This is a genomic window from Cellulomonas biazotea, assembly GCF_004306155.1.
In the GTDB taxonomy this organism is placed as follows: domain Bacteria; phylum Actinomycetota; class Actinomycetes; order Actinomycetales; family Cellulomonadaceae; genus Cellulomonas; species Cellulomonas biazotea.
Genome location: NZ_BIMR01000348.1, coordinates 1 through 2436 on the forward strand (window position 1 = coordinate 1; position 2436 = coordinate 2436).

3 protein-coding genes are annotated in these 2436 nt (G+C 77.1%); all 3 read right to left on the reverse strand.

Going from position 1 to position 2436, the window contains the following annotated elements; all coding sequences use genetic code 11:
- Positions 1-27 precede the first annotated feature (27 nt).
- Positions 28-513: a hypothetical protein gene (locus CBZ_RS18315; protein WP_130782902.1), complete on the reverse strand. Its 486-nt coding sequence runs from the start codon at positions 511-513 to the stop codon at positions 28-30.
- Positions 510-1325, reverse strand: a complete 816-nt coding sequence (locus tag CBZ_RS18320) for a dihydrofolate reductase family protein (protein WP_246013531.1) — start codon at positions 1323-1325, stop codon at positions 510-512. The genes CBZ_RS18315 and CBZ_RS18320 overlap by 4 nt, the downstream gene beginning before the upstream one ends.
- Before the next feature lie 84 nt (positions 1326-1409).
- A partial coding sequence (gene cobA / locus CBZ_RS18325) for a uroporphyrinogen-III C-methyltransferase (protein WP_246013532.1) occupies positions 1410-2436 on the reverse strand: 1027 nt, incomplete at its 5' end.

Genomic DNA, 2436 nt, shown 5'->3' on the forward strand with positions numbered 1-2436 from the left:
GGGCGGGCGGTCGTCGTGGTAGTCGGGTCAGCCGAGCTCGCTGGTCCCCGCGTACAGGTGCAGGACCGGGACCTGCAGGTCCTCGCGGGCCCGCGACGCCCAGTCGCGGTGGAACGTGTCCTCGAGCGCGTGCGGGTAGGTGACGACCGCGACCTCGCGGATGCCACCGGCGGCGACCGCGGCGCGCACGGCGGGCAGCGGGTCGTCCGCCGTGATCTCGCCGGTCGCCGGACGGCCCGCGGCTGCGAACGCCGCGAGGCTGCCCGCGAGCTGCTCGGCCGCGGTCGCACGCGCCTCGTGCTCCGACGGCTCCTTGCCGCGGGCACGGTCGAACGCGTGCCGCAGCTCGCCGAGGCTCAGGTCGTCGATGATCGTCGCCAGCAGCGGACGGTCGCTGTCCGCGGGGACGAGCACGCGGTACGCGAGCTCCTCGCCGTCGTGCAGCGTCAGCAGGTGGTCGACGTCCGTCGCGGTCAGGGTGTCCTCGACGAGGACCAGGATCGTGTCGGTCACGCGCCGAGCCTAACGACCTGCCAGCGGCCCAGCAGCACGCCGTCGGCGTGCAGCAGGTGCAAGGGTCGCAGCTCGCGGGCCGGCTCGAACCACGCGGGCCGGTTGACGATGCGCGGCGCAGGGCCGCCGACGAGCAGCGGGCTGCTCGTGGCGCACAGCTCGTCGAGCAGGTCGGCCTCGATGAGCTCGCCGAGCAGCGTCGGTCCGCCCTCGCTCAGCACGTGCGCGAGGCCGCGCGCGCCGAGGGCGGCGAGCGCGACGCGCAGGTCGACGACGCCGGGGGAGTCGGACTCCGTGACGATGACCCGCTCCGGCCCGATGCGCTCCCGGACGGCGTCGAGGCGGGCGCACGCGCCGGTCGTGATGACGAACGGGGGACGCGGCCCGTCGAGGAGCGCGTCCGGCAGGTCGGCGCCCGACGTGACGACGGCGAGCTCGATCTCCGGGGCGCGGCCGAGCGCGCGGCGGGCCTCCTGGAGCTCCTCGGGGACGTCGAGTGCGCGGTACTTCTCGGCGCGGGCCGTCTGACCGCCGATCAGCACGACGTCGGCGAGCGCGCGCAGCACCCGGAACACCCGGAAGTCGGCCGGGTCGTTGATCGTGCCGCTGCGCGAGTCCGCACCTGTCGCGGCGCCGTCGACGGTGCTCACCATGTTGGCGCGCACGTGCACGCCGCGCGGTGGGTCGACGGGCATGCGGTCCGTGAACGCGCCGAGCAGCTCGGCCTCGTCGGCGCGGGGCTCGAACCGCTCACCAGCGCGCTCCACGGGCAGCAGGACGTCGAGCGGGGGCAGGTCGTCGGGGTGAGGCACGGCGTTCACGCTAGGCCAGGTCGTCCGGGCGGGCGCGCCGAACCGGTGTGGGGAACCGCACGTCGGCGCACGTCGGACGGCCCGTCAGTCCGCCGGACCGGCGGCGGACGGCGCCGGTGCGGGGGTGCGCGTCCCGGGCAGGCGGCCCGTGTCCCGGTCGTGCGGGCCGAGCACGTCGGCGAGGGCCGCGACCTCCCCGACGACGACCACCGCCGGGTTCCCGACGCCGCGCTCGGCGGCCCGGGCCGCGATGTCGGCGAGCGTGCCCACCGTCGTGCGCTGGCCGGGCAGCGTGCCGTTCTCGACGACCGCGACCGGCGTCGCGGGGTCCTTGCCGTGCGCGACGAGCGTCGCGGCGTGCTCGGCGAGCCGGCCCACGCCCATGAGCAGCACGAGCGTGCCGTCGAGCCGGGCGATCGTCGCCCAGTCCGGGGCGCTGTCGTGCGCCGACAGGATCGTCACCTGCCGCGACACCCCGCGCTGCGTCACGGGCACGCCGGCGACGCCCGGCACGGCGATCGCGCTCGTGACGCCCGGGACGACCTCGACGGGGACGCCCGCCTCGAGGCACGCGAGCACCTCCTCGCCGCCGCGGCCGAGGACGAACGGGTCGCCGCCCTTGAGGCGCACCACCCGTCGGCCCTGCAGCGCGCGCTCGACGAGCACCTCGTTGATCTGCGTCTGCGTGAGGGTGTGCGCGTGCGGGGACTTGCCCGCCTCGACGACCTCGACGTCGGGGTCCAGGTGGTCGAGCAGCTCCCGGGGCGCGAGGCGGTCGACGACGACGACGTCCGCCTCGGCCAGCGCGCGCCGCCCGCGCGTCGTGATGAGCCCCGGGTCGCCGGGACCCCCGCCGACGAGCGTCACCGTCCCGACGATGGCCGGACGGTGCCGGCGCAGCGGGAGGTCGCCCGCGTCGAGGAGCAGCGCGACCGCGGACCGCAACGCCGCCGACCGTCGCGGGTCGCCGCCGGCCGAGACCGCGACCGTCACGTCGTCGACACGCGCGACCGCCGGGGTCCAGGCGGTCGAGGCCGCAGCGTCGCCGGCGTGCACGCACCACACGCGCGCCGCGTCGGCGTCGGCGGCGACCGCCGCGTCGGCCCCGGCG